Source organism: Kitasatospora indigofera, assembly GCF_014655955.1.
GTDB lineage: Bacteria > Actinomycetota > Actinomycetes > Streptomycetales > Streptomycetaceae > Kitasatospora > Kitasatospora indigofera.
The window spans coordinates 1-5,898 of record NZ_BNBO01000109.1 but is presented as its reverse complement, the minus strand read 5'-3'; the positions used below and the strand labels follow the sequence as shown (position 1 = coordinate 5,898).

6 protein-coding genes are annotated in these 5,898 nt (G+C 68.9%); all 6 read left to right on the top strand.

Annotated elements, in window-relative coordinates; translation table 11 throughout:
* Window positions 1-560 (top strand): oligopeptide/dipeptide ABC transporter ATP-binding protein (locus tag IE329_RS39460; protein ID WP_190215892.1); only part of this gene is annotated, 560 nt, incomplete at its 5' end.
* A 199-nt stretch (window positions 561-759) separates the two neighbouring features.
* Window positions 760-2,382, top strand: a complete 1,623-nt coding sequence (locus tag IE329_RS39455; protein ID WP_190215891.1) for a peptide ABC transporter substrate-binding protein — start codon at window positions 760-762, stop codon at window positions 2,380-2,382.
* A gap of 139 nt (window positions 2,383-2,521) precedes the next feature.
* Window positions 2,522-3,448, top strand: coding sequence for an ABC transporter permease (locus tag IE329_RS39450; RefSeq protein WP_190215890.1), 927 nt, complete (start codon window positions 2,522-2,524; stop codon window positions 3,446-3,448).
* A complete protein-coding gene (locus tag IE329_RS39445) occupies window positions 3,441-4,439 on the top strand; it encodes an ABC transporter permease (RefSeq protein WP_190215889.1) in 999 nt (332 codons plus the stop codon). The genes IE329_RS39450 and IE329_RS39445 overlap by 8 nt, the downstream gene beginning before the upstream one ends.
* Before the next feature lie 14 nt (window positions 4,440-4,453).
* Complete coding sequence (locus IE329_RS39440; protein WP_190215888.1) at window positions 4,454-5,512, top strand: ABC transporter ATP-binding protein; 1,059 nt, start codon at window positions 4,454-4,456, stop codon at window positions 5,510-5,512.
* On the top strand, window positions 5,496-5,898 hold a 403-nt coding region (locus IE329_RS39435), incomplete at its 3' end, for an ATP-binding cassette domain-containing protein (protein ID WP_190215887.1). The genes IE329_RS39440 and IE329_RS39435, both read left to right, overlap by 17 nt.

Below are 5,898 nucleotides of genomic sequence, written 5' to 3'. Positions count from 1 at the left end.
GGTACCCGCACCAGTTCTCCGGCGGCCAGCGCCAGCGCATCGGCATCGCCCGCGGCCTGGCGCTCAAGCCCGAGGTGATCATCTGCGACGAGCCCGTCTCGGCCCTGGACGTCTCCGTCCAGGCCCAGGTGATCAACCTGCTGGAGCAGCTCCAGACCGAGTTCAACCTGTCGTACATGTTCATCGCGCACGACCTCTCCATCGTCCGGCACATCTCCGACCGCGTCGGCGTGATGTACCTCGGCAAGATGGTCGAGATCGGCACGGACGAGCAGATCTACGACCACGCCACGCACCCGTACACCCAGGCGCTGCTGTCCGCGGTGCCGGTGCCGGACCCGACGGCGCGGGAGGCCCGGGACCGGATCGTCCTCACCGGCGACATCCCCTCGCCGGCCAACCCGCCGTCGGGCTGCCGCTTCCGCACCCGCTGCTGGAAGGCCGAGGAGCGCTGCGCGACCGAGGTCCCGCTGCTGGCCGCGCCGGAGTTGCTGAAGGGCCCGGCGGCGCACGACTCCGCCTGCCACTTCGCCGAGGTCGTGGCGCCCGTCGCCGCCTGACCTGGCTCTTTCCCCGAAGGACCCGCAGCCTCGTGCTGCGGGTCCTTCGGTCTTTCCGGGCCGGTTGGGCCGTCCGGCTCCCCGGGCCGCCACCTCACGGTGGCGTGGCGCACCCATCCGGCGGTATCCGGGTCGCGCCGCCGAAACGGCGCGCTTCTCATGGGGTGTGATGCGACAGACACCCTGAGGAGGGACCTCCATGCCCGAAGCCACCCGCGTTCGATGGGTCCTCGCCGCTGCGACTTCGGTGGCCCTGGTGGCCAGCGGGTGTGGCAGCAGCGGGGGAGGCGGCAGCAGCTCGTCGGATGCCAGCAAGACCTTCAGCTACCAGAGCAGCGAGCCGCAGAACCCGCTCCAGCCCGCGAACGCGAACGAGGCGGGTGGAGGTCGCATCATCCAGAACCTCTTCAAGGGCCTCGTCGACTACAACCCGACCGACGCGACGCTGCGGATGCAGGTGGCGGACTCGATCGACACCAGTGACGCGCAGACCTTCAACGTGACGCTGAAGTCCGGCTGGACCTTCCACGACGGCACGCCGGTGAAGTCGAGCAACTTCGTGAACGCCTGGAACTGGGCCGCGACGGTCACCAACAACCAGATCAACAGCTCGTGGTTCTCCGACATCCAGGGCTACAAGGACGTCCACCCCGAGAGCGGTGCGCCGACCGCCACGACGATGTCCGGGCTGACCGTCACCGACGACACCCACTTCACCATCAAGCTGACCACCAAGGTGTCGTACTTCGAGTACAAGCTCGGCTACATCGCCTTCTCGCCGCTGCCCGACAGCTTCTACAACGACCCGGCCGGCTTCGGCCAGAACCCGGTCGGCAACGGGCCCTACCAGTTCGTCAGCTGGGCCCACAACTCCCAGGTTGTGACGAAGAGTTACCCGAACTACCAGGGTGTGGACAAGCCGAAGAACGGTGGCGTCGTCTTCAAGATGTACACCACCGCCGAGGCGGCGTACGCGGACCTGCAGTCCAACAACCTGGACGTGATGGACCAGGTGCCGCCGTCCGCGCTGGCGACCTACAAGAACGACCTCGGAGACCGGGCGATCGACTCCCCGCAGGGCGCCATCCAGAACATCGGCTTCCCGCTCTACCAGCCCGACTGGGCGGGGCCGGAGAAGGCCAAGGTCCGCCAGGGCCTGTCGATGGCGATCGACCGGGCCACCATCACCAAGACGGTGCTGCAGGGCTCGCGCGCCCCCGCCTCCGCCTGGGTCGCCGAGGGTGTCGAGGGCTACAAGCAGGGCAACTGCGGGGACTTCTGCAACTTCGACCCGGCCAAGGCGAAGCAGCTGATCCAGGAGGGCGGCGGCGTCCCCGGGAACAAGCTGACGATCACGTACAACGCGGACGGCGGCCACAAGGAGTGGGTCGACGCGGTCTGCAACTCGATCCGCCAGAACACCGGGGTGGACTGCGTCGGCGACCCGAAGGTCGACTTCAAGACCGCCCGCGCGGCGATCACCGGCCACACCGTCACCGGCGCCTTCCGCACCGGCTGGGTGCAGGACTACCCGCTGAACGCCAACTTCCTGGCCGACGTCTACCGCACCGGCGCCGCGTCCAACGACTTCGGCTACAGCAGCCCCGAGTTCGACAAGCTGGCCACCCAGGCGGACCAGGCGGACAGCATCCAGGCCTCGGCCACCGGCTACCAGCAGGCCGAGGCGGTGCTCCAGCAGGACATGCCGGCCATCCCGCTCTGGTACTACCGCACCAACTCGGGCTACTCCACGAACGTGCAGAACGTCGTGTTCGACTCCTTCGGCAACCCGGCCTGGACCCAGGTCGAGGTCAAGGGCTGATCCTCCCGCGGCGTCCCGCCCCCCGGGCCAGGCCCGGGGGAGCGGGCCCGTCGGGCAGGAGGGGCCCACCCCCGCCGGCCCCGTCCTCCCCGCACGGAGGGCGGGGCCCGGGCACTCAGTCCTCTAGGAAGGAGGCGCGATGGGCAGCTACGTACTCAGGCGAGTACTGCAGATGATCCCGGTGTTCTTCGGCTCGACTCTGCTGATCTTCCTGATGGTCTACTCCCTGCCGGGCGACCCGATCGTGGCGCTCTTCGGCGACAAGGCCGCCGACCCGGCCCAGGTGGCGGCCCTCAGGCAGAAGTACTACCTGGACCAGCCGATCTGGAAGCAGTACCTGCACTACATGGGCAACCTGTTCCAGGGCGACTTCGGGACGAGCTTCACCGGCCGCCCGGTGTCCGAGATCATGGCGGACGCCTTCCCCGTGACCATCCGGCTCGCCCTGATGGCCTTCGTCTTCGAGCTGGTCGTCGGCCTGACGCTCGGCGTGCTCTCGGGCCTGCGCCGCGGGAGCGTCGTCGACACCGTGGTGCTGGTCCTCACCCTGGTCGTCATCTCGATCCCGGTCTTCGTGCTGGCGTACATCGCGCAGACCGTCTTCGCGACCAATCTGGGCTGGGTCACCCCGACCGTCCAGGACTCCACCGACCTGTCCCAACTCATCCTGCCGGCCATCGTCCTGGGGTCGTTGTCACTGGCGTTCGTCGCCCGGCTCACCCGGACGTCCATCGGCGAGAACCTCCGGGCCGACTACATCCGCACGGCCACCGCCAAGGGCCTGCCCCGGCGCACCATCATCACCCGCCACCTGCTGCGCAACTCGCTGATCCCGGTGGTCACCTTCCTCGGGACCGACCTCGGGGCGCTGATGGGCGGTGCCATCGTCACCGAGGGCATCTTCAACGTGCAGGGCATCGGCAACGTCCTGTACCGGGCGATCAACCAGAAGGAGGGGCCCACCGTGGTCGGCATCGTGACCGTCCTGGTGATCGTCTACCTGGTGGCCAGCCTTCTCGTCGACCTGCTCTACGCGGTTCTGGACCCGAGGATCCGTTATGCCTGACATCCACGACGAGAGCGGGTTCGAGCCCCACCCGAAGCCGGGCGTCGACCATCTGGACTACGCCGGCGAGCAGGGCCGGGTGGTCGAAGAGGACACCCTGATCGAGCCGGACCCGGCCAAGCGGGAGGAGGCCCGCAGCCTCTGGGGCCACGCCTGGCGGGACCTGCGGACCCGGCCGATCTTCCTGATCTCGGTGGTGCTGATCCTGCTGCTGGTGATCATGGCCATCTTCCCCTGGGCGTTCACCGACACCAACCCGCGCGCCTCCGACCTGGTCAACGACTACCTCAGGCGACCGGACTGGACCGACTTCTTCGGCGCGGGCTGGTTCGGCTACGACGGCCAGGGCCGGAGCATCTACGCCCGGGTGATCTACGGCGCGCGCGCGTCCATCACGGTCGGCATCTGCGTCACCGCCCTGGTCACCCTCCTCGGCGGGCTGACCGGCATGCTGGCGGGCTACTTCGGCGGTGCCGTCGACGCGGTGATCTCCCGGATCACCGACATCTTCTTCGGCATCCCGCTGCTGCTCGGCGCGCTGGTCCTGCTGGGCGCCTTCTCCGCCCGCACGGTGTGGAGCGTGGTCATCGCGCTGGCGGTGCTGGGCTGGACCCAGATCGCCCGGGTGATGCGCGGCGCCGTGCTGACGGTCAAACAGGCCGACTACGTGATGGCGGGCAAGGCGCTCGGGGCCGGCACCGGCCGGTTGATGATGCGGCACATCCTGCCCAACGCCGTCGCGCCGGTGATCGTGGTCGCGACCATCGCGCTCGGCGGATACATCGCCGTCGAGGCGACCCTGAGCTTCCTCGGCATCGGCCTTCAGGAGCCCACCATCTCCTGGGGCATCGACATCTCCTCGGCGCAGAAGGTGATCCGCACCGCCCCGTACGTGATGTTCTTCCCGGCGGCCGCGCTGTCGATCACCGTGCTGGCCTTCATCATGCTGGGCGACGCGGTCCGCGACGCCCTCGACCCGAAGCTGCGCTGAGCGAGGGGACGATCGTGACCACTGCCGTCGACACCACCAAGAGCGCCCGGCAGGCTCCCTACGACGGGCCGCTGCTCGACGTCCGGGACCTGCACGTGGAGTTCGTGACCCGGGAGGGCGTCGCCCGCGCCGTCAACGGGGTCAACTACAGCGTCAGCGCCGGGGAGACGCTCGCCGTGCTGGGGGAGTCCGGTTCGGGCAAGTCGGTGACCGCGCAGGCGATCATGGGCATCCTGGACATGCCGCCGGCCCGGATCCCCAAGGGCGAGATCCGCTACCGGGGCCAGGACATGCTGGCCATGGGCAAGGAGGAGCGGCGCAAGATCCGCGGCCAGAAGATCGCGATGATCTTCCAGGACGCGCTCTCCTCGCTCAACCCGGTGCTCACCGTCGGCTTCCAGCTGGGCGAGATGTTCCGCGCCCACACCGACGCCTCCCGCAAGGAGGCGAAGGCCAAGGCCGTCGAGCTGATGGACCGGGTGCGCATCCCCGCCGCCAAGGACCGGGTGGGCGACTATCCGCACCAGTTCTCGGGCGGCATGCGCCAGCGCATCATGATCGCGATGGCACTGGCCCTGGAGCCGGACCTGATCATCGCGGACGAGCCCACCACCGCGCTGGACGTCACCGTCCAGGCCCAGGTGATGGACCTCCTCGCCGAACTGCAGGCCGAGTACCACATGGGCCTGATCCTGATCACCCACGACCTCGGCGTGGTCGCCGACGTCGCGGACAAGATCGCCGTGATGTACGCGGGCCGGATCGTCGAGACCGCCCCCGTGCACGAGCTGTACGCCAGCCCCGCGCACCCCTACACCAGGGGCCTGTTGGACTCGATCCCGCGCCTGGACCAGAAGGGCCAGGAGCTCTACGCCATCAAGGGCCTGCCGCCCAACCTGCTCCGGATCCCGCCGGGCTGCGCGTTCAACCCGCGCTGCCCCAGGGCCCAGGACATCTGCCGCGGCGAGGTGCCGGAGCTGTTCCAGGTCACCGAGGACGACGGCACCGAGCAGCCGGGCCGGGGCAGTGCCTGCTTCTTCTGGAAGGAGACCCTCCATGGCTCACGGAGCTAGCGCGCTGGGCGGCGCGGCCGCGCCGGAGGAGATCGCGTTCGACAAGCCCGTCCGGCGCGGCGAGCCGATCCTCGAAGTCCGGGACCTGGTCAAGCACTTCCCGCTCACCAAGGGCGTCGTGTTCAAGAAGCAGGTCGGCGCGGTCAAGGCGGTCGACGGGATCAGCTTCGACCTCGTCCAGGGGGAGACGCTGGGCATCGTCGGGGAGTCCGGCTGCGGCAAGTCCACGCTGGCCAAGGTGCTGATGAACCTGGAGCCGGCCAGCGCCGGTTCGGTGCGGTTCAAGGGCGAGGAGATCTCGCACCTCTCCGGCGCCGGCCTGAAGGCGGTTCGCCGGAACATCCAGATGGTCTTCCAGGACCCGTACACCTCGCTGAACCCCCGGA

Excerpts from the sequence above, each read along its gene's own strand:
- IE329_RS39455 (WP_190215891.1), top strand. The coding sequence starts at position 760 with ATGCCCGAAGCCACCCGCGTTCGATGGGTCCTCGCCGCTGCGACTTCG.
- IE329_RS39450 (WP_190215890.1), top strand. The coding sequence starts at position 2,522 with ATGGGCAGCTACGTACTCAGGCGAGTACTGCAGATGATCCCGGTGTTC.
- IE329_RS39445 (WP_190215889.1), top strand. The coding sequence starts at position 3,441 with ATGCCTGACATCCACGACGAGAGCGGGTTCGAGCCCCACCCGAAGCCG.